21 protein-coding genes are annotated in these 19,313 nt (G+C 65.5%); 11 read left to right on the top strand and 10 right to left on the bottom strand.

Going from position 1 to position 19,313, the window contains the following annotated elements:
- The first annotated feature begins 12 nt into the window (after nucleotides 1–12).
- The 5 genes from AC1DUN_RS00750 (at nucleotide 13) to AC1DUN_RS00730 (ending at nucleotide 4,230) form a co-directional block, all read left to right on the top strand.
- Nucleotides 13–774, top strand: coding sequence for an SURF1 family protein (locus tag AC1DUN_RS00750; RefSeq protein ID WP_477712290.1), 762 nt, complete (start codon nucleotides 13–15; stop codon nucleotides 772–774).
- An 80-nt stretch (nucleotides 775–854) separates the two neighbouring features.
- Complete coding sequence (locus AC1DUN_RS00745; RefSeq protein WP_477713108.1) at nucleotides 855–1,487, top strand: hypothetical protein; 633 nt, start codon at nucleotides 855–857, stop codon at nucleotides 1,485–1,487.
- Nucleotides 1,488–1,526: 39 nt separating this feature from the next.
- Complete coding sequence (locus tag AC1DUN_RS00740; protein WP_477712289.1) at nucleotides 1,527–2,660, top strand: COX15/CtaA family protein; 1,134 nt, start codon at nucleotides 1,527–1,529, stop codon at nucleotides 2,658–2,660.
- A gap of 9 nt (nucleotides 2,661–2,669) precedes the next feature.
- Nucleotides 2,670–3,590 carry a heme o synthase gene (cyoE, locus tag AC1DUN_RS00735; protein ID WP_477712288.1) on the top strand — a complete coding sequence of 307 codons (921 nt, stop codon included), beginning with the start codon at nucleotides 2,670–2,672 and terminating at the stop codon, nucleotides 3,588–3,590.
- Between the two features lie 7 nt (nucleotides 3,591–3,597).
- The gene (locus tag AC1DUN_RS00730) at nucleotides 3,598–4,230 is read left to right on the top strand and encodes an SCO family protein (RefSeq protein WP_477712287.1); all 633 of its coding nucleotides are present in this window, start codon (nucleotides 3,598–3,600) and stop codon (nucleotides 4,228–4,230) included.
- A gap of 9 nt (nucleotides 4,231–4,239) precedes the next feature.
- On the opposite strand, the gene AC1DUN_RS00725 is transcribed toward AC1DUN_RS00730, so the two are convergent.
- The 3 genes from AC1DUN_RS00725 to AC1DUN_RS00715 all read right to left on the bottom strand — a co-directional run bounded on the left by AC1DUN_RS00725 (nucleotide 4,240) and on the right by AC1DUN_RS00715 (nucleotide 8,196).
- Nucleotides 4,240–5,952, bottom strand: a complete 1,713-nt coding sequence (locus AC1DUN_RS00725; protein ID WP_477712286.1) for a 7TM diverse intracellular signaling domain-containing protein — start codon at nucleotides 5,950–5,952, stop codon at nucleotides 4,240–4,242.
- A gap of 296 nt (nucleotides 5,953–6,248) precedes the next feature.
- Nucleotides 6,249–7,211, bottom strand: a complete 963-nt coding sequence (gene rpoH, locus AC1DUN_RS00720) for an RNA polymerase sigma factor RpoH (RefSeq protein WP_074576556.1) — start codon at nucleotides 7,209–7,211, stop codon at nucleotides 6,249–6,251.
- Between the two features lie 211 nt (nucleotides 7,212–7,422).
- Nucleotides 7,423–8,196 (bottom strand): IclR family transcriptional regulator, encoded by a 774-nt coding sequence (locus AC1DUN_RS00715; protein WP_477712285.1) that lies wholly within the window; start codon nucleotides 8,194–8,196, stop codon nucleotides 7,423–7,425.
- A 95-nt stretch (nucleotides 8,197–8,291) separates the two neighbouring features.
- Here AC1DUN_RS00715 and AC1DUN_RS00710 point away from each other — a divergent pair, with 95 nt between their 5' ends.
- Genes AC1DUN_RS00710 through AC1DUN_RS00700 form a run of 3 tightly spaced genes read left to right on the top strand, consistent with a single transcriptional unit; the run spans nucleotide 8,292 to nucleotide 10,929 of the window.
- Nucleotides 8,292–9,263, top strand: coding sequence for a Bug family tripartite tricarboxylate transporter substrate binding protein (locus AC1DUN_RS00710; protein WP_477712284.1), 972 nt, complete (start codon nucleotides 8,292–8,294; stop codon nucleotides 9,261–9,263).
- Nucleotides 9,264–9,307: 44 nt separating this feature from the next.
- Entirely contained in the window at nucleotides 9,308–9,991 is a 684-nt protein-coding gene (locus AC1DUN_RS00705) for an RraA family protein (RefSeq protein WP_477712283.1), read from the top strand.
- Nucleotides 9,988–10,929, top strand: coding sequence for an NAD(P)-dependent oxidoreductase (locus AC1DUN_RS00700; protein WP_477712282.1), 942 nt, complete (start codon nucleotides 9,988–9,990; stop codon nucleotides 10,927–10,929). The genes AC1DUN_RS00705 and AC1DUN_RS00700 overlap by 4 nt, the downstream gene beginning before the upstream one ends.
- A 93-nt stretch (nucleotides 10,930–11,022) precedes the next feature.
- Here AC1DUN_RS00700 and AC1DUN_RS00695 read toward each other — a convergent pair whose 3' ends face one another.
- The 7 genes from AC1DUN_RS00695 to AC1DUN_RS00665 form a co-directional block, all read right to left on the bottom strand.
- Nucleotides 11,023–11,325 carry a hypothetical protein gene (locus tag AC1DUN_RS00695; RefSeq protein WP_477712281.1) on the bottom strand — a complete coding sequence of 101 codons (303 nt, stop codon included), beginning with the start codon at nucleotides 11,323–11,325 and terminating at the stop codon, nucleotides 11,023–11,025.
- A 60-nt stretch (nucleotides 11,326–11,385) separates the two neighbouring features.
- Nucleotides 11,386–11,868: an Mpo1 family 2-hydroxy fatty acid dioxygenase gene (locus AC1DUN_RS00690; protein ID WP_477712280.1), complete on the bottom strand. Its 483-nt coding sequence runs from the start codon at nucleotides 11,866–11,868 to the stop codon at nucleotides 11,386–11,388.
- 101 nt (nucleotides 11,869–11,969) lie between these two features.
- On the bottom strand, nucleotides 11,970–12,944 hold the full coding sequence (locus tag AC1DUN_RS00685) for a Bug family tripartite tricarboxylate transporter substrate binding protein (RefSeq protein ID WP_477712279.1): 975 nt from the start codon (nucleotides 12,942–12,944) through the stop codon (nucleotides 11,970–11,972).
- A 21-nt stretch (nucleotides 12,945–12,965) separates the two neighbouring features.
- The gene (locus tag AC1DUN_RS00680; protein ID WP_477712278.1) at nucleotides 12,966–13,991 is read right to left on the bottom strand and encodes an Ldh family oxidoreductase; all 1,026 of its coding nucleotides are present in this window, start codon (nucleotides 13,989–13,991) and stop codon (nucleotides 12,966–12,968) included.
- A complete protein-coding gene (locus tag AC1DUN_RS00675) occupies nucleotides 13,991–14,917 on the bottom strand; it encodes a hydroxyacid dehydrogenase (RefSeq protein WP_477712277.1) in 927 nt (308 codons plus the stop codon). Before AC1DUN_RS00675 ends, AC1DUN_RS00680 begins: the two co-directional genes overlap by 1 nt.
- 12 nt (nucleotides 14,918–14,929) lie before the next feature.
- Nucleotides 14,930–16,105, bottom strand: coding sequence for a UxaA family hydrolase (locus AC1DUN_RS00670; protein ID WP_477712276.1), 1,176 nt, complete (start codon nucleotides 16,103–16,105; stop codon nucleotides 14,930–14,932).
- Between the two features lie 148 nt (nucleotides 16,106–16,253).
- Nucleotides 16,254–16,535: a UxaA family hydrolase gene (locus AC1DUN_RS00665; RefSeq protein ID WP_007862870.1), complete on the bottom strand. Its 282-nt coding sequence runs from the start codon at nucleotides 16,533–16,535 to the stop codon at nucleotides 16,254–16,256.
- Nucleotides 16,536–16,647: 112 nt separating this feature from the next.
- On the opposite strand from AC1DUN_RS00665, the gene AC1DUN_RS00660 reads away from it, so the two are divergent.
- The 3 genes from AC1DUN_RS00660 to AC1DUN_RS00650 are packed head-to-tail and all read left to right on the top strand — an operon-like array spanning nucleotide 16,648 to nucleotide 19,311.
- Nucleotides 16,648–17,448 (top strand): GntR family transcriptional regulator, encoded by an 801-nt coding sequence (locus AC1DUN_RS00660; RefSeq protein WP_477712275.1) that lies wholly within the window; start codon nucleotides 16,648–16,650, stop codon nucleotides 17,446–17,448.
- Nucleotides 17,449–17,450: 2 nt separating this feature from the next.
- The gene (locus tag AC1DUN_RS00655) at nucleotides 17,451–18,242 is read left to right on the top strand and encodes an inositol monophosphatase family protein (RefSeq protein WP_477712274.1); all 792 of its coding nucleotides are present in this window, start codon (nucleotides 17,451–17,453) and stop codon (nucleotides 18,240–18,242) included.
- A 49-nt stretch (nucleotides 18,243–18,291) separates the two neighbouring features.
- Nucleotides 18,292–19,311: a YeiH family protein gene (locus AC1DUN_RS00650; RefSeq protein WP_477712273.1), complete on the top strand. Its 1,020-nt coding sequence runs from the start codon at nucleotides 18,292–18,294 to the stop codon at nucleotides 19,309–19,311.
- Nucleotides 19,312–19,313 lie beyond the last annotated feature (2 nt).

Below are 19,313 nucleotides of genomic sequence, written 5' to 3'. Positions count from 1 at the left end.
GATTATCGGCGCATGACACCGGCTTTGCATTCCCCGCGCTTCTGGCTGCTGACCGCGGCCGCCGTGCTGGTGGCCGGCACCACCTTCTCGCTGGGGCAGTGGCAGCTGCGCCGCGCCGCGCAGAAGGAAGCCCTGCAGGCGGCCGTCGAATCCAAGGGCCGCCTGCCCGCGCTCGATGCGCGCGCGCTGCTCGCGAACCCGGACATGGCGGGCGAGGTCCACAGGCCGGCCGTGCTCAAAGGCAGCTGGCGGCCGGAACACACGGTCTATCTCGACAACCGGCCCATGGCCGGCAAGACCGGTTTTGTGGTGCTCACGCCGCTGGTGCTGGAAGGCGGCGCCCAGGCCATCGTGGTCCAGCGCGGCTGGGTGCCGCGCGATTTCGCCGACCGCACGCGCCTGCCGCAGGTGGCAACGCCCACCGGCACGGTTACCGTCGAGGGGCGTATCGCCGCCTCGCCTTCCAGGCTTTATGAATTCCAGGGCATAGAGAGCGGCCGGATACGGCAAAATCTCGACTTGCCGGCCTACCGGGCGCAAACCGGCCTGCCGCTGCTGGAGGTCTCACTGCTGCAGACCGGCGCCGCCAGCGAGGGCCTGTTGCGCGAATGGGCCGCCCCCAATCTCGGCGTCGACAAGCACTACGGTTATGCCTTCCAGTGGTTCGGCCTGTGCGCCCTGGTGGTCATTCTTTATGGCTGGTTTCAGCTGGTTCTTCCTTTCCGTGCCCGTATCCACTCACGCCGCCCAACAAGCCGCGATCAACTGCCGTGACCCCTACGCCTGACACCTCTCCCAACCCCGCCGCCGCGCCCGCCTCGCAGGACCAGCCCCTGGGCCTGACCGTGCACACCATGCCCGTGCTGGACCAGTCCAGCACGCGTGAGCCGAACACCGTCGCCGGCCGCTGGAAGATGCTGGCCGTGCTGCTGGTCTGCGCCGCCCCGGTGGTCGCCTCCTATTTCACCTACTACGTGATCCGGCCTGAAGGCCGCCGCAACTTCGGCGAGCTGATAGAGCCGCAGCGCCCGCTGCCGCCGCTGGCCACGCGCGCGCTCGACGGCCGCACCGGCACGCTGACGGCACTCAAGAACCAGTGGCTGCTGATCAGCGTGGCCGGCGGCGCCTGTGATGCGCGCTGCGAGCAGAACCTGTATTTCCAGCGCCAGCTGCGCGAATCGCTGGGCAAGGAAAAGGAGCGCGTGGACCGCGTCTGGCTGGTCGCCGACGACGCACCCGTGCGCGATGCGCTGCTGCCGGCGCTGGCCTCCTCGGCCGTGCTGCGCGTGGCGCCGGCAGAACTCGCGCAATGGCTGGAGCCCGCCGCCGGCAAGCGCCTGGAAGACCACCTCTACCTGGTCGACCCGATCGGCAATTTGATGATGCGTTTCCCGGCCGACATGGATACCGCCGCCGCGGCCAAGGCCAAGCGCGACCTGGAGCGGCTATTGCGCGCCTCCAGCAGCTGGGACAAGGAAGGTCGTTAAACCGGCGAAACCGGTTTAACGCCTATCTCACATCACACCATGTCCAGTACCGCCCTTTACGACCTGAGCCCCGCCCTGCGCCTGATGATCATGGGCCTGGTGGTTGCGCTCGGGCCGCTGGCCTGGGTCTGGGCGCACAACAAGAACGCGCCGGTGGCGCAGCGCCTGCGCGTGCTGACGCTGGTCACGCTGTTCCTCACTTTTGACCTGGTGATCTTCGGCGCCTTCACCCGGCTCACCGATTCCGGCCTCGGTTGCCCCGACTGGCCCGGCTGCTACGGCAGCGCGAGTCCGGTGGGCGCCCAGGTGCATATCGAGGCCGCGCAGACCGCGATGCCGACCGGGCCGGTCACGCATTCGAAAGCCTGGATCGAGATGGTCCACCGCTACCTCGCGACGGGCGTCGGTGTGCTGATCCTCACGCTCACGGTGACCAGCTGGCTGGAGCGCAAGCGGATAGCGGTCTCGCCCTGGTGGCCCACTGTCACGTTGGTGTGGGTGTGTTTGCAAGGCGCTTTCGGCGCGCTCACCGTCACCATGAAATTGTTCCCCGCCATCGTCACCCTGCATTTGCTGGGCGGTCTGGTGCTGCTGGCTTTGCTGCGCGCGCAATCGCTGCGTTATGCCGGGCTGCAGGCGCCGCCGGCCCAGGGTTTGGGCAAGGGCCTGCGCCTGGCCGCGCTGGCCGCGTTTGCCTTGCTGTGGCTGCAGATCGCCCTGGGCGGCTGGGTCAGCACCAATTACGCGGTGCTGGCCTGCACCGACTTTCCGGGCTGCCAGAACTCGCTGTGGCCGGCCATGGACTTTCGCCAGGGTTTCACGCTGTGGCGCGAGCTGGGCGCGGGCCATGACGGCGCCAACATCAGCTTCCAGGCGCTCACGGCCATCCACTATGTGCACCGCCTTACGGCCTACCTGGTGTTTGCCGTGTTCCTCGCGCTGGCTTTCTTTTTGCACCGCTTGCCGGCGTTTCGCGCGCCTGCGCGCTGGCTGGCCGGGCTCATCGTGCTGCAGGCCGTGACCGGCATCAGCAACGCCGTGCTGGGCTGGCCTTTGCTGGCCGCCGTCATGCACACCGGCGGCGCCGCCGCCCTGGTCATTGTGCTCGGCGGCGTGGTCTTTTCCGGCCGCGGCGGGCCCTCCGCGCCACATGCGTCAAAATTGAATGCCTAGCGACTCCCCATGAACCCCAGTACCCCGTCCGCCGCCCCGGCTTCCGCCGCATCCCACGTTCCGTCGAAGTTCGCGCAGTTCTATGCGCTGACCAAGCCACGCGTGGTGCAGCTCATCGTGTTCTGCGCGCTGATCGGCATGGTGCTGGCCGTCCCCGGTGTTCCCAGCTGGCCCGACATCAGGCTCGCGCTCATCGCCTGCGCCGGCATCTGGCTGGTCGCCGGGGCCGCCGCGGCCTTTAACTGCCTGGTCGAGCAACAGATCGACGCGCGCATGCGCCGCACCGCCTGGCGCCCCACGGCCAAGGGCGAGCTCAGCAACCCGCTCACGCTGGCGTTTTCGGCCGCGCTGTGCGCGCTGGGCTCCTGGATTTTGTATGTGTGGGTGAACCCGCTCACCATGTGGCTGACCTTTGCCACCTTCATCGGCTACGCGGTGGTCTACACCGTGATCCTCAAGCCCATGACGCCGCAGAACATCGTGATCGGCGGCGCCTCGGGCGCCATGCCGCCGGTGCTGGGCTGGGCCGCGATGACGGGCTCGGTCGGCCCCGAGGCGCTGATCCTCTTCCTGATCATCTTCCTCTGGACGCCGCCGCACTTTTGGGCGCTGGCGCTGTACCGCGTCGAGGACTACCGCAAGTCCGGCCTGCCCATGCTGCCCGTCACCCACGGCAACGCCTTCACGCGCCTGCAGGTGTTTCTGTACACGCTGGTGCTGTTTCCGGCCTGCCTGATGCCTTTTATCTTCAAGATGAGCGGTTGGCTTTACCTGGTGGCCGCCGTGGCGCTGAGCATGGGCTTCAGCTGGTACGGCTGGCGCCTGTGGCGCAACTATTCCGATGCGCTGGCGCGCAAGACCTTCCGCTTTTCGCTGATCCACCTTTCGGTCCTGTTCGCGGCCCTGCTGCTGGACCACTACCTTGTCTGAATCCCGCATGAAAACCCCCAACACCTCGCCGTCCACGCGCCGCGGCGCGATTCAAACCCTGGCCGGCGCTGCCGCGCTCGCGGCCACGGCCGGCCTGCTGGCGGCCTGCGCGCCTGACAAGCCGCAATTCAAAAGCATAGACCTGACCGGCGCCGACTATGCGCAGGGCTTCACGCTGGCCGACCACAACGGCCAGGTGCGCACGCTGAAGGATTTCCCCGGCAAGGTGGTGGTGGTCTTCTTCGGTTTCACGCAATGTCCCGATGTCTGCCCGACCTCCATGGCCGAGCTGGCCCAGGTCAAGAAGCTGCTGGGTACTGACGGCGACAAGCTGCAGGCCATCTTCATCACCGTCGACCCCGAGCGCGACACGCCCGAGCTGCTCAAGGCCTATATGGGCAACTTCGACCCGGGCTTTCTGGCGCTGCGCCCCACCATGGCCCAGTTGCCGGAAGTCGCCAAGGACTTCAAGGTCTATTACAAGAAGGTCGACGGCAAGACCCCCGGCAGCTACACCATGGACCACTCCGCGGGCAGCTATGTCTTCGACGGCAAGGGCCACGTACGCCTGTACAACCGCTACGGCGGCGGCGCGGAAGCGCTGGCGTCCGACATCCGCCTGCTTCTGAAGAACTCCTGAGCGGCCCGGTTAAAAGTTCACCGTCTTGATGGACTTGCGGGTGTCGGCCGGCATCTCGCGCAGGGACTTGAGCATATAAGCCACATGCAGCGCGGCGTCCGGCTGCGCGCCGCACTGCGCGTCCGGCACCATGGCGATCGCGACGTGCAGCTTCAGGTGCGAGCCCACCGGCAGTAAATCGGATGGCTGCAGCGCGCGCGCCACCAGCTGGGTGGCCGCGGCCACGGCCTGCGCGGCAGTCACCGGTCCTTCGATCAACAAGGCAAACTCGCTGTCGCCGACGCGCGCGGCGATGTCGATGTCGCGCGCCAGCTTGCGCAGGCAGGAGCCCGCCAGCACCAGCGCGTAGTCGGCAATCTGCCGCCCGTGCTCCCTGGCGAACCAGCCGTGGTTGGAGAGCTCTATCATCAGCAGCGCGCTGCGGTGCCCGTAGCGGCTGGAGCGCAGCAAGGCCTCCTGCAGCCGCGCCTCGAAGGTGTGCAGGTTGCTCAGGCCCGTGAGCGGCTCGGTCTGCGCCAGCGCCGCGGCGCGCGCCCGGGCTTCGCGGCGCTGCGCGCCCCGCCGCAGCAGGCCGTAAAACAGCAGCGGTGTTTCCAGCGCCGCGCCCAGGGTGAGGCCGTACTGGGTGAAGAAGCTGATCGGCACCAGGCCCAGGTCGCGCAGGATGGGAAAGGGCACCGCAACCGCGACCGGCACAAAGCCCAGCGCGATCCAGCGCATGGTGGGCTCGCCGCCTCGCCAGGCGATGAACACCATCACGCAGATCAGCAGCAAGGCCGCGACGATCAGGGCCGTGACGGCGATAAAGCCCGCGCGTGTCGGCAGCGCCGTGTCCAGCAGCGTCAGCAGCGCCAGCACGGGGATCAGCCTGAGTGACAGCCAGTCCAGCACCGCCGAGAATTGCCGCGGGCGCGTCACCACACGGGCAAACCAGAGGCCGCTGCAGGTGGCCAGCACCGGCAGCAAAAAGGCCGAAAGGTCGTTCCAGGTCGGCCAGTCCGGCCAGAGGTATTGCCCGCCTATGCCCAGCAACGCGGCCTGCGCCGCCGCCAGCGCGCCGATGTAAACGGCATAGGCGGCGAAACTCCTGTCCCTGAAGGCCACGGCATTGGCGGCGGCCACCAGGGCCATCAGCAGCGCAAGGCCGAAGTAGGCGCCCAGCAGGAACTGCTCCTGCATGCGCTGCGCCAGCAGGGCAGGGTGCTTGTAGATATAAAGAGGCGCTGAAAACGGCCTGCGCGCCTGCTCTATGCGTATGAAATAAGTGACCGGCCGGGTCTGCTCGCTGTCCAGGTCGAAGACCGGAAAGCGGTCGGGGCGCGGCCACTGGTTCACCGGGATTTTGTCGCCCGCCTTCTGTTCGACCCAGTTCCCGGCGACGTCGCGGTAATGCAGGCTCACGCGGTCCACGCCCGCGCTACTCACCTCCAGCGCCCAGCGCTGCGACAGGTCGGGCTGCATGGCGTTAAAACGCACCCACATCACCTGGCCCTCCAGCATGGCGGTGTGGCCGGCCGGGCGCATCGCAAACGGCAGGTCGTACTCCCAGGCTTCCACCTGTTCCAGCAGGGCCTTGCCGGTCGCGTCAATCCAGAACTGGCTGTGTTCGGCCAGTTCGATCTGGCCGTCGGGCGCGTTGAGCTGAAGCACCGGCAGCCGCGCGTCGGCGCCTGGCTGCGCCCATCCCGGCATGGCCGCACCCAGCAGGTACGCCGCCAACATCCCCCGGAAACAACCCACGGAGAAAACAGGGAAGAGGGCGCGCATGAACCGCTGAACACGCCTTGGCAGGCCTGAAAGCGCGTTAAGGATCAGCACAATTCATTGTGCGACTATGCGTAACAAATTGCGTTTTAAATTTGCGTTGGTGTGTGCGAGCAACTGCAATTTAGTGCAGCAAATCACGCTACAGGCCGTATTAAGAGCGCCGAAAGTGTTTTCGGGCAACACACGCCCACAAAAAAGCCCGCAGTTTTGACGCTGCGGGCTTTGCGAAGAACGCGGTGGGTGAAAGCGCTTCAGGCGTAAGCGGCCAGCACCTTCTTCATTTTCTTCATGGCCGCCACTTCGATCTGGCGAATCCGTTCGGCGCTCACCTTGTACTCGGCGGCCAGGTCGTGCAGCGTCATGCCGCCCGAACCGTCGTCGTTCACCTTGAGCCAGCGCTCTTCCACGATGCGGCGGGCGCGCGGATCCAGCTCCTCCAGCGCGGCCGTGATGCCATCCGAAGCCAGGTTGTCGCGCTGGCGCGATTCCATCAGCGCGGTCGGTTCCTGCGTCGCGTCGGCCAGGTAGGCGATGGGGCCGAAGGCGTCCTCGCCGTCATCACCGGGGCTGGGGTCCAGCAGCACGTCGCCGCCCGACATGCGTTGCTCCATCTCTATGACTTCCTCGCGCTTGACGTTCAGCGTCTTGGCCATGGAGTCGATCTGGCCTTCGGTCAGCGTGTCGCGGTGCGTCGCCACGTCGGCGTCGTCCTTGAAACCCTGCTTCATGGAGCGCAGGTTGAAAAACAGCTTGCGCTGGGCCTTGGTCGTGGCGACCTTGACCATGCGCCAGTTCTTCAGGATGTACTCATGGATCTCGGCTTTGATCCAGTGCATGGCATAGCTCACCAGGCGCACATTCTGGTCCGGGTCGAAGCGCTTGACGGCCTTCATCAGGCCGATATTGCCTTCCTGGATCAGGTCGCCGTGCGGCAGGCCGTAGCCCAGGTATTTGCGCGAAATCGACACCACCAGGCGCAAGTGAGAGAGCACCAACTTACCGGCCGAGTCCAGATCGTTGTTTTCCTTGAGGTTTTTGGCGTATTCCTGCTCCTGCTCCAGGGTGAGCATGGGCAGGCGGTTGACGGCGGAAATGTAGGCGTCCAGGTTGCCCAGTGGGGGAACCAGCGACCAAGGGTTGACGGCTGCGACGGCGCCCGATGGGGGCACGGCCACGGCAGCGGTCAGCGATTGGGGGGAAAGAGCATATGACACTGCAGAACTCCTTTTCTCTAGTGCTAAATATTAGCACTCTGTTAGAGAGAGTGCTAAGCAATAGGTTCAATGACTCGGATAGCGCAAGGCTAATAAGTAAAAACCCTTGGTCCCCAGTATGAGCGCGGCGTCCGGGTTTGGTTCGGGCGCCGTTGGTTTCCGGGATGTAAATGCGGGTAATTCTTCCAATTACCAGAGGGGAAAACCGGTCTTAGGGATGCCAGGCGGCTGGTGTACCCGCCGGCCCGGGACCGGGTTTGCGGCTTCCCGCCAGCGCATAGGACAGCTGGTTGGCCGCCCGGATCACGGTTTGGGCCAGCTCTTTCAGGCGCGGCTCCGTCAGGCGCGAGGTGGGTCCTGAAATACAGACCGAGCCCAGCAGCCGCCATCCCATGCTGAACACCGGCGCCGACACGCTGGACACCTCCGGCTCGCGTTCGCCCAGCGACAGGTGGTAGCCGCGCTGGCGGATCGTTTCATAGGGCTCGCCAGGCTCGCCCGAAAAAGCCAGGATCACCCGGCCCGGTGCGCCCAGGTCCAGCGGCAGCCCGATGCCGACACGTACGTGGTGGCGAATGGTGCGCGGCCCGTCAACCCGGGCCAGGCAGGTGCGCTGATTGCCTTCCCGCACGTAAAAAGAGGCGCTTTCGCCGGTCTCTATGGTCAGTTCCCGCAGCACGGGTTCCACCACTTCATGCACATTGAAAGTGGCCTGGTAGCAGGCGCCCAGCCAGCCGGCGGCCCGGCCCAGCCGCCAGCTGCCGTCTTCCTTTTGCACCAGGTAATGGTCCGTCGCCAGCGTGCGGGCGATGCGCAGCGCCGTGGTCTTGTGCATGCCGGTGCGGCGGCTCAATTCGGCCAGGGTCAGCTGGGCATCGCTGGTGCCGAAGGCCTCCAGCAGCCGCAGCGCGCGGGTAACCGCGCTGACACCCGTGGATTCTTCATCGGCCGCCGGCCTGGGGGTGCTGGGCGAGGATGGGTTCATGCCATGGGGTTCGTTGCGACAGGTGAAACTGTATTTTAACAAACGGAACGCTGAATGACAATTTGCGGGCGAGTTCATAACAACGGAGACATTTCATGAGTTTTCTGCGCCGCGGCCTGCTGGCCGCCTTGCTTGCCATGCTGGCGATTCCCGCTTTGGCCCAGCAGGCCTACCCCAACAAGCCGATACGCCTGGTCGTGCCTTTCCCGGCGGGCGGGGGCACGGACATCATTGCGCGGGAGGTGGCCCAAAAGCTGTCCACCACGCTGGGCTGGACTTTTGTCATCGACAACAGGCCCGGCAGCGGCGGCAACCTGGGTGTGGATACCGCAGCCAAGGCGGCTCCCGACGGTTACACGCTGGCGCTGGGGCAAACCAGCAACCTGGCCATCAACCCGGCGCTTTACAGCAAGATGCCCTATGACCCGGTCAAGGACCTGGCGCCGGTCGGCCTGGTCGCCAGCGCACCGCTGGTGCTGGTGGTGGCCGCCGATTCACCCTACAAGACGCTGGCCGACGTGGTCAATGCCAGCAAGGCCAAACCGGGGTCCCTCAACTTCGCGTCCCCCGGCAACGGCACCGTGGCCCACCTGGCCAGCGAGTTGCTGCAGAAGACGGCCGGGGTCAAATTCATCCACGTGCCGTACAAGGGCATGGCCCAGGCGGCAACCGACGTCATAGGCGGCCAGGTGCAGCTGTATATGTCATCGGTGCCTACGCTGCTGGGCCATATCAAGAACGGCAAGATGCGGGCCATCGCCGTCACGTCTCTCAAGCGCGTGGACGACCTGCCGCAGGTGCCGACGGTGGCCGAGTCGGGCTACAAGGGCTTCGAGGCGGTGACCTGGTTCGGCGTGGTGGCCCCCGCGGCCGTGCCCAGGGACATCGTGCTGCGCCTGAACACCGAACTCAACAAGGCGCTGCAAACCGCTGACGTCAAGAAAAAACTCGGCGACCAGGGCGCCGCCGTGCTGGGTGGAACGCCCGAACAGTTGGGCGCGCTGATCAAGGCCGAAATCACGCGCTGGGCACCGGTCGTCAAAGAGTCCGGCGCCAAGCTGGACTGAGCATGCTGCACTGTCTTTTCAACACTTCCTTATTGAGTATTTTCATGAACCAGCAAGACATCAACAAAACCTTCGACCGCGTACCCGCCGACATCGTCGCGCAGGCCGCGCAATACCAGCCCGCCATCCTGGCCGATGTGGCGGGCCGCCGCGGCGCGCTGCACGGCCGCATCAGGGCCCTGCGCCCGCGCATGAAGTTCGCCGGCACGGCCTTCACCGTCGAGGTCCGCCCGGGCGACAACCTCATGATCCATGCCGCCATGGCGCTGGCCCGGCCGGGCGACGTGCTGGTGGTTGACGGCAAAGGCGACCAGACCAGCGCGCTCATGGGCACCATCATGATGACGGCATGCCGGCAGCTGGGGCTGGCCGCTGTGGTGATCGACGGCGCGGTGCGCGACAGCCTCGAAATCGACGAGATGGACTACCCGGTGTTCTCGGTCGGCACCAACCCCAACGGCCCGACCAAGCAGGCCGGCGGCCGCATCGGCCATCCGGTATCGGTGGGCGGCGTGACGGTCAATCCCGGCGACTTCATCGGCGGCGACGGCGACGGCGTGGTTGTGGTTGAGCGCGAAAAGATTGAATCGCTGCTGCCGCTGGCGGCGCACAAGGTGGTGGCCGAGGCCAAACGCATCGCCCAGATCAAGGAAGGCAAAACCAGCGCCCCCTGGCTGAACGAATCATTGGTGGCCGCCGGCGTGCTGCAAGCAGGGGAAAGCCTGTGAGCGCCAAGCCCGCCATCCTGGTCACCGCCGCCGACCTGGCCCCCCAGGCGCTGGCCTTGCTCGAGGACTTTGAGGTGGTCTACGCCGGCAGGGCGCCGCAGGTGGACGATCTGGTGGCCCTGTGCCAGCGCCACAACCCGGTGGCCATCATCGTGCGCTACAGCAGCATCACGCCCGAGGTCATGGATGCCGCGCCGGCCCTGAAAGTCATCTCCAAACATGGCAGCGGCACGGACACCATTGACAAGGCAGCGGCCGCCGCGCGCGGCATAGCGGTCACCGCCGCCGTGGGCGCCAACGCGGCCGCGGTGGCCGAGCAGGCGTTGGCCCTGCTGCTGGCTTGCGCCAAGTCAGTGGTCCAGCTCAACACCCGCATGCACGCGGGCCACTGGGACAAGGCCACGCACAAGAGCATGGAGCTGGGCGGGCGCAGCATAGGCCTGATCGGCCTGGGCGCCATAGGCCTGCGCTTCGCGAAGATGTGCGATGCCATGGGCATGCGCGTCCTGGGGTTTGATCCCTTTGCCAAAAATCTGCCCGCCTACATTCAAGCCGTCGACCTGGACAAGCTCTGGCGCGAGTCCGACGCCATTTCCCTGCACTGCCCGCTGACGGCCGACAACAAGCAGTTGCTGAACGCGAACACCTTGGCGCAGTGCAAAAAAGGCGTGATCGTGGTGAACACCGCGCGCGGCGGGCTGGTTGACGAGCCCGCGCTGCTGGCGGCCGTGCAGTCGGGCCAGGTCGGCATGGCCGCGCTCGACAGTTTTGCGGTGGAGCCCATGACGGCGCCGCACATCTTCCACCACCAGCCCGGTTTCATCCTCAGCCCGCACATAGGCGGCGTCACCAGCGATGCTTACGTCAACATGGGCGTCGCCGCCGCGAACAACACGCTGGCTGTGCTGCGGCAAAACCGTTCACCCGTCGCGGCCTGAGGCGCCGCGTGGAGCTGGTGGAGCACTAAGAAAGAAGGGGAAGCAGGGCGGCTACGCGACTGGCGCCCTGCGCGCCTTTGATGGCAGGGGGATTTAAGGCAGACGCTTGTCGTCGCGCACTTCGCGGACCTCGACATCGACCACGTCGCCGGCGCGCGCGGCATTGCCGGCCTCACGGCCGGAGCCGCCCGGCCACATGCCCTGGGGCGAGTAGCGCTGGAAGCGGCCGAACACCATGGCCGGCGCCGGCTTGCGGCCGGTGACCAGGGACTTCAGCAGGCTCAGCACCACGACGATCAGCGCGGCCGCCAGCAGGCTGAGGGCAAACACCGCCGCAAACAGGCCCAGCACCAGTTTGAGGAAAAAACGCAGAATTTTGCTGATCAAGCGAAACACCTGTGAAAAGGTTTAAACCTCCCACATGGAGGCGAAAGGCGCTTTTTCAAGCTGGATGCATCACCAGCGTATGCCGAGCTTGCCGAACAGCTTGCTCAGCACAAACAGCGGGCCGACCCAGAGGTACTGGATGTCTTCGAAAAACGAGGGCTTTTTGCCTTCTATCTTGTGGCCTATGAATTGCAGAATCCAGGCACCCACAAAAATGGCGATGCTGAGCGGCAATACCAGCGGTCCCATGGCGAACACCAGGCCCAGAAACAGCACCGACCAAACCGCCATGGTCATAAAGAACACCGCCGACAGGCGGGCGTAGTACACCATGCTGGCCGCGACAAAGGCATAGGCCACATAGGGATGCAGTGCAAACAGCATGCCGACCAGGCTCAGCATGATGAGGGGAATGGCGATGAAGTGGATCAGCTCGTTGCGCGGGTTCTGGTGGCTTTCACCGTAATGCGCGAGCAACTGGTCGACTTTGCGGGGTTGGGCCGCTGCGCCGGCAGTGTCGGGGGTGTCGTGTGTGTCCGCCGTGTTGTCCATGTCTGTCTCCTTTGGGAAAAAAGGCGCAGTCAGCGCCTTTTTTCTTCCACTTTAATACAGCCGCGGTGTTTTACAAAGCCGGGCACGGCGCCCGGGCGACATCAGGTCGGGGTGATTTTCGCGGTCTTGATAATCCGGCTCCAGCGGTCTATTTCGCTTTTCAGGAAGCGGCCGAACTCGTCTGAGCCCTTTTGTGAGACACGAAAGCCTTGCTGCTTGGCGCGCTCTTCCACTTCGGCGCTGTACATGATCTTGATCATCTCGCGCGAGAATTTGTCCACAATGTCATCCGGTGTCTTGGCCGGGAGCATGGCCCCTGTCCAGTTCTCGACAAAGAGTCCGGTCATGCCGGCTTCAAAGGCCGTCGGCACGTCCGGCACCCCCGGGTGCCGGCCCAGGCTGCAGATAGCGATCGCGCGCAATTTGCCGCTCTTGACATGGGTGATCGATTCCGGAAAGTTGGAAAAAATCACGTCCAGCTGGCCGCCGATCAGGTCGACCATCGACGGTGCGCCGCCGCGGTAGGGGACATGGATCATCTTGGTCTTGTTCAGTTCACAGAACAAGGCCATGGTCAGGTGCGCCGGCGTGCCGTTGCCGCTCGAACCCGCGCTCAACTGCTTGGTTTTGGATACCGCTATCAGGTCCTTGAAGTCCTTGATCGGGCTGGCGGCGGGAACCACAACAAGCATCGGCGAATTGGCCAGCAGGGCGACCGGACGCAAGTCCTTGGTGAAGCTGAAGGGTGCGTTGGGATAAAGGGATACGTTCGCCGCATGCGTCAAGGTGATGGCCAGCAGCGTGTTGCCGTCGGGTGGTGACTTGGCGACGAACTCGGCGCCAATTTGCGCGTTTCCGCCGGCCTTGTTTTCGACAATCACCGAAGTCTTCCACGCTTCGGAGAGCTTCTGGGCGACCGTGCGCGCCATGATGTCGGTCAGGCCACCGGGCGTAAATGGCACCACATACTTGATGGTGCTGCCCGGTTTGGGAAAGGTCTGCTGGGCCAGCCCCAGGCCCGGAACGCCCGTCAGGGCTGCACCTGCTGATGCCAATACGATGTCACGACGCTTCATGCCAATCTCCTTGAGTTTTAACTAAACAACTGATCCCTCACTGACTAACTGATCCAATTGAAACTTGAGCGCGTCGGGGATGGTGATCCCCGCCTGCTGTGCCTTGGCTTCGAGTGCGATGCGCCGCGCGCCGGCCAGGCGCACGCCGTCGTCTTGCAGCATTTCGGCGATCAGGGTTTCCATGCGCTCAAAGTAGCTATCGGCGCCGGCCAGGGCGCCCGGGTCTATCAGGATGAAGGCCTGGCCTATGCGCGGCTGGTTGCCTTCGTCGACAAAAAAGGAGGATGCCTCAAAAGAGAAGCGCGCGCCTATCACGGCGGTGACAAGCAGCTCCACGACCAGCGCCAGCATGGAGCCCTTGGGGCTGCTCACCGCGCCCAGCGGCAGCATGGAGCCTTCGAGCGCCGCCTGCGCGTCGGTGGTCGGCCGGCCGTCGGTGTCCAGTGCCCAGCCCAGCGGAATCGGCTTGCCTTCCTTGGCGGCCAGCATGACCTTGCCGCGCGCGACTTCGCTGAGCGAGAGGTCGATCATCAGCGGGTCGGCATCGCGGCGCGGAAAAATCGCGGCCAGGGGATTGGTTCCGAACACCGGGTGTTTGCCGCCGGCCGCCGGCATGGCCGCCGGCGCGTTGGCAAAACCCAGGCCCACCAGGCCGGCATCGGCCGCGGCGCGCAGGTGGTCTATCAACACGCCGCAGTGGTGGCTGTTGGTGATGCCCACAAAACACACGCCCATCTCGCGCGCCGTGGTGATGGCCGTGGCAATCGCCAGGTCGCAGGCCGGAAATGCCAGGCCTTCGCCGGCATCGACCAGCACCGTCGCGCCTTTTTTGCGCGCCACCACGGGCACGGCCTGGCCGTCGGCGCGGCCGTTGCTCAGGTGGGTGGCGTATTGCGGCACGCGGCTCAGGCCGTGCGAGGCCAGGCCTTGCGCGTCCGCGCGCACCAGCGCCTTTGCGGTGCTCAGCGCCATTTCTTCGGACGCGCCCGCGCAGCGCAAGGCCTGCGCGCCGAGGCGGGTAGCTTCTTCAAGGGTCAAATGGGCCATCAGCTCAGACTCTCCAGAACTTTTTCTGCGACCATGAACGATACACGTTCATTCGATTGTGTGCTGACGCCCGAAATATGCGGGGTCAGCACCAAGTTGGGGCAGTCCTGCAGCAACGCCGTCGCGGGCAGGGGCTCCACGTCGAAGACGTCGATGGCCGCGCCGCCCAGCCGGCCGGCCCTGAGGGCGGCGGCTACGGCCGCCAGGTCCACGATATGGCCGCGCGAGGTGTTGACCAGCACGGCGCCCTTTTTCATCCGGGCGATGCGCTCGGCGTTGAACAGGCCGCGGGTGGAGTCCACCAACGGCACATGCAGCGTGACGGCGTCCGCGCCGGCGATGAGTTCGTCGAGCGCGGCGTAGCGCACGCCGGCCTGCGTGAAGACCGGCGCATCGGGCGCCAGCATGGCGTCGTAAGCGATCACTTGCATGCCCAGGCCCCGCGCCAGGCGCGCCGTGGTCTGGCCTATGGAGCCGAAGCCTATGATGCCCAGCGTTTGCCCGGCGGTCTCGCGCCCATTGCCCAGCGCCGCGCGCGGCCACTGGCCGGCGGCCACCGCCGCGCTGGAGGCAAAGGCGCCGCGCAGCAGCAGCATGGTGCTGGCGATCACGTATTCGGCCACGCTGAGCGCATTGGCGCCGGTGGCCGGGATGACCTTGATGCCCCGGGCCTCGCAGGCCGGGACGTCGATGTTGTCCAGGCCCACGCCCAGCCGGCCCACCACCTTGCAGCGCGTGAGCGCGGCCAGCAATTCGCCGCGCACCTGGGTCAGGTTGCGCACAACCAGCACGTCGGCCGTTACCGCCTCGACCCGCAGGCGGGCCGCATCGCCCACCAGCTGCGGGTCGTAGAGCACCTCGTGAACAGCCGCAAGCCGCGCTACGGCGCGCTCGTCCATGAACTCGCAGATGACTATGCGCGCCATGCGTCCTCCGCTCTAGGCTGATTCGAAGAGGCGCGTCAGCACAAACTCGCGGTGGCCCAGGGCTTCGGCCGCGGTCAGGCGGCCGTTGGCCGTGCGCAGCATGTTCTCCAGCAGCTTGTCGCCGGCCTGGTCCAGCGTGATCTCGCGCTGCAGCAGGCCCGAGGTGTCCACGTCGATGTGTTCGCTCATCAGGCGCACAGTGCGCGGGTTGGAGCAGATCTTGATCACCGGGACGATGGCGTTGCCGATCACATTGCCCTGGCCCGTGGGGAAGAAGTGCACCGCATAACCCGAGGCGGCGCACAGGGTCACCATCTCGGCGGCGGCGCTGGACGAATCCATGAACCACAGGCCCGGGTGCGTGGGCATCTCGGCCTTGTCGATGACGCCGTCCACCGTGCAGGCCTTGCCTATCTTCTGGATGTTGCCCAGGGCTTTTTCCTCGATGGTCGTCAGGCCCCCGGCGATATTGCCCTTGGTCGGCTGCGAGTCGGACAGGTCGCTGGTTTTGTGGCGGTTGATCATGTCCTGGTAGCGGTTGAACATGAACATGAACTTGTCGCGCACCGCGTCGTTGGCGCAGCGGTCTGCCACGATTTTTTCGCCGCCGGTGATTTCCGAGGTTTCGCCGAAGCACAGGTAGTTGCCCAGCGGGTGCAGCTTGTCGAAAGCATTGCCCACCGTGGGATTGGCGCCGCAACCCGAGGTGGTGTCGGACTCGCCGCATTTGGTGGAGACCCAGAGTTCGGAGATGCCGCAGACCTCGCGCTGTTTTTCGCTGGCCCACTGCACATACTCGCGCGCCGCCCTGGAGGCCTTCATGATGGTCTCGTGGTCGCCGTGGCCCTCGATGCCGAAGCCGACCACAGGCTTGCCGGTGGTGGCGATGCCGTCGACGACTTTTTTGGTCCAGCCGTCTTCAATGCCTATCACCACCACGGCCGCGACGTTGGGGTTGCAGCCCGCGCCTATCAGCGTGCGGAAGTGCAGCTCCAGGTCGGCGCCGAACTGCAGCCGGCCGTAGGGGTGCGGGATCGCCATGCAGCCCTTGATGTTGTGGGCCACGGCCTCGGCCGCCGCGTTCGACAGGTCGTCCAGCGGCAGGATGATGACGTGGTTGCGCACGCCGACGCGGCCGTTCTCGCGGCGGTAGCCCAGGAATGTGGTGTCTTTGTTAATGACTGACATGGGAAGTCCTTTAAAAGTTTTTTGGGTTGATGGTTTGGATGGCGTAGCGAGCGGGCGGCAGGCTAGGCGCAAACCACAGACGGGCTACTGCCCGGCGAGGATTTGCAACGACGCATCCCGCCCGCGCAGTAGCCGGGAGCGCCATCAATCACCAGCGTTTGGTTTTGATGTTATGGACATGTGCATGCTGGCCCGCCTTGATGTTGGCGACGACCTTGCCCATGTCGATGCCGTACTTGAGCACCGTATCGCCGACGGCCATGTCCTTGAGCGCCACCTTGTGGCCGATGGGGATGTCCTGCTGGGCCTGCACATTGATCATGCGGTCCTCGTCCATGATCCAGCCGGTCATGGCGGTTCCGGCCTTTACACCTTCCACCACCACGACGGCCACGGTGTCTTTGGCGTCATGCAATACAAAATGAATCATGGGTTCTCCATCAAGGGGCTGGGTTGAATCGAGCCGCCAGTTTTATGGAGGGCCCGCACCTTGTCAATTCACTCATATATATGACTTGTACGACCCGCCCATCGGTGTTTCAATGGGCGCCGTGAATGCGAAAACCAGACCCACATCCCTGCGCCCGCTGGCGGGCGGGGACACCCTGCCGCTGTACCGCCAGGTCAAGCGGGAGCTGCAAAAACTCATTGAAGCCGGCCACTACGGTCCGGGTAAACCCCTGCCCAGCGAGGCTGAAATCGCCACAGGCCTGCAGGTCAGTGTGGGCACCTTGCGCCATGCGGTGGACGAACTGGTGCACGAGCACGTGCTGCTGCGCCGCCAGGGCAAGGGCACGTTTGTGGCGCCGCACACCGATGCCCGCTTCCTGTTCCAGTTTTTCCATGTGGAGCCGCGCTGGAATTTCGGCGACGACGATGAGGCGCGCGAGCGCGACTATCCCGAAATCGATTGCATCGCCTTCGCGCGCGAGCGGGCGACGGAAGCCGAGGCCGCCGCCTTGCGCATCAAGGCCGGCGAGCCGGTGTTCAGGGCCGAGAACCGGCTCGCGCTGCGCGGCCGCGTGGTGATGCATGACAGGCTGGCGATTTCGGCGGCGCTGTTTCGCAACCTCACCGAAAAGCGTTTTGTCGAAAGGCCCAGCACGATTTACGCGCTGTACCAGACCGACTTCGGCATCACCGTGCTTCGCGCGCAGGAGCGCGCGCGCGCGGCGGCGGCCGATAAAACCACGGCCCGCGTGCTGGGCGTGGCGCCCGGCGCGCCGGTGATGGAGGTGCACCGGCTGGCGCTGACCTTCGGCGACAAACCGGTGGAGTACCGCGTGTCGACCATCAACACCCAGGCGCACGACTACGTCAGTGTGCTGTCCAAGAGAGCTTGAGCATGGACCTTGTTTTTTTACTGGAGAAGGCCAGGCTGGCCGGCATGGAGGCGGCCGCCCGCATCCAGCAGGCCCAGGCCGGCCTGAAACCGGCCGACGTGAGCCAGAAAGCACCCGGCGACTGGGTCACACGCTTTGACCGCGAAGTGGAGGAGGACCTGCAGGAAGCCCTGCAGCATGCGCTGCCGCAGGGCCGCTTTGTCGGCGAGGAGGGCGGCGGCGAGTTGACGGACGAACCCACCTGGCTGGTGGACCCGATAGACGGCACGGCGAATTTTGCGCGCGGCTACCCGCAGTACGCGGTGTCTGTCGCCCTCTGCGCGGGCCGCGAGCCGGTGCTGGGCGTGATCGTCGATCCTTCGCGCAATGAAGTCTTTACCGCCGCGACCGGCCTGGGTGCCCGGTTGAACGGGCGGCCCATCGCTTGCGCCGGCCCGCGCCTGCCGGGCCAATGCCTGGTCGCCACGGTGTTTCCCAAACCCGGCGCGTCCTTCATGGACGACTACCTTGCCGAATTCGGCCGCGTGCTGAAGACCTTCGGCCAGGTGCGCCGCAGCGGCGCGATGGCGCTGGAGCTGGCCTATGTGGCGGCCGGCAGGGTAGACGCCTTCTGGGAGCGCGGCATGGGCGCCTGGGATGCGGCGGCCGGCGCTGTGCTGCTGCGCGAAGCCGGCGCCGTGATGCAGGCGATGGACGGCCTGCCGCTGCTGGAGAGCCGGATGCTGGTGGCCGGCAGCCCGGCAGGCGCCGCCCTGCTCGAAGGCGTGCTCAAGCCCCAAGACAAGCGCTCATGAGGCGGACGCCTCACCCCACCATTTTTTCTGACATTTTTATTGGGTTCCGATGATTCACACATGGCGCTTGCAGCTGGCTTCCTTGAGCACGTATTTCCCGGGTGTGCTGGTGTGCATGGTGATCGCACTGGCAGCCACTTTTGTGTCCGAGCATTACGGCGGGCCGCAGCTGCTGTACGCGCTGCTGATAGGCCTGGCCTTTCACTTTCTGAGCAGCCATCCGCAGGCGGCCAAGGGCATAGGTTTTTGCGGGCGTGTGGTGCTGCGTGTCGGCGTGGCCCTGCTGGGCGCGCGCATCACTTTTTCGCAGGTGGCCCAGTTGGGCCTGGGGACCGCGGCGGTCATCGTGCTGGCGGTGCTGCTCACGATAGGGCTGGGCGTGCTGCTGGCGCGCTGGCTCAAGTGTTCGCGTGATGAAGGCCTGCTCTCGGGCAGCGCCGTGGCCATTTGCGGGGCGTCGGCGGCGCTGGCGGTGTCTTCGGTGCTGCCGCAAACCAAAGAGAACGAGCGCTTCACGCTGTTGGCCGTCGTGGGCGTCACGGTGCTGTCGACGCTGGCCATGGTGGTCTATCCCTTCAGCCTGCAGGCCATAGGCCTGCTGCCGGGGCAGGCCGGCATCGTGCTGGGCGGCTCCATCCATGATGTGGCGCAGGTGGTGGCGGCCGGCATGATGCTGGGGCCGCAGGCCGGCGACACGGCGACGGTTGTCAAGCTGTTCCGCGTCATGATGCTGATGCCGGTGGTGCTGGCGGTGGCCGTGATGTACCGCAAGCATCCGGCCGTGAAGGTGCCGGAAACCGAGGTGCCGCTGGTGCCCGGCTTTCTGCTGGCCTTTGTCGTGCTGGTGATGCTGGCCAGCGCCGGCCTCATCAGCCCGCCGCTGGTTCAGCTGGCCGGCGATGCCTCCCGCTGGATGCTGGTCACCGCCATCGCCGCCGCGGGTGTCAAGACCAGCTTTGAGGATCTGCTCAAGCTCGGCTGGAAGCCGGTCGCGATGCTGGTCACCGAGACCGTGTTTATCGTGGCCTTTGTGGTGGCCGCGGTGCTGCTGCTGCGCCTGGGTGCCTGAAA

The sequence above is a fragment of the Polaromonas sp. P4_F6 genome, assembly GCF_056401275.1.
The sequence above is the reverse complement of the archived record's forward strand: the minus strand, read 5'-3'. Positions and strand labels throughout refer to the sequence as shown.